General features: G+C 44.6%; 1 protein-coding gene. It reads right to left on the reverse strand.

The genetic code is table 11. The features are described from left to right. The coding region (locus R7P74_RS25460) for a YeaH/YhbH family protein (protein WP_318123422.1) at positions 1-857 on the reverse strand (857 nt) is incomplete at its 3' end. Between the last annotated feature and the right edge of the window lie 24 nt (positions 858-881).

Here is an 881-nt window from a genome sequence, read left to right on the forward strand (position 1 = left end):
TTTTCATAGGTGCGAGTTAAGAACAGATACAACAGCACATAGAAGCGTTTCGCGATGTCTTTGGTCGCTTGATCCATAGAACCAGATACGTCCATCAGACAAAACATCACGGCTTGGCTAGAAGGGACTGGTCGTTTTTCGTAGTTTTTAAAACGTAAATCGAAAGTATCGATGAACGGCACATTTTCAATTTTCTTGCGCAGTTCTTCGATTTCTTTTTTCAGACGATTTTCTTCAAGTTGTTGTGCTGGCTCAATATTTTTGATGCGAGTCAACTCGTCTTCGAGCTCTTTAAGAAGTCGCTTTTTGCCAGCAGTCATGGCGGTTCGACGAGCTAATGACTGCTGCAATGAACGAATAACGGAAATGTTGGAAGGGATCCCCGCGGTTTGGAAACCTGCTCGGTGAGTTTTCCATTCCGTAATTTTAGCGATTTGATTTTTTTCTAGATTCGGTAGCTCTAAGTCTTCAAACAGAATATCGAGGTATTCATCTTTTGAAATTTGGAACACAAATTCATCTTGACCTTCGCCATCGGGACTTGCGTTACCTTCACCAGAGCCACTGCCTTGACCTCCACCTTTTGGACGCTCGATTTTATCACCCGTAATAAACTGATCGTTACCAGGGTGTACGCGTTCACGCACGCCACCTTTCCCTTGATGGAAAATCGGCTCGTTAATGTCTTTGTGCGGTATTGAGACGTCTTCGCCCGTTTCTGTATTCGTGATCGAGCGTCGATTCACTGCGTCAGCTACCGACTCTTTGATCTGCTCTTTATGGCGCTTCAAGAAGCGCTGTCTGTTAACAGCGCTCTTGTTCTTGCCATTGAGCCTTCGGTCTATAAATTGCGCCATGAAATAGCCCTCTTCATGTTTCAC

It is taken from the genome of Vibrio sp. 2033 (genome assembly GCF_033339735.1).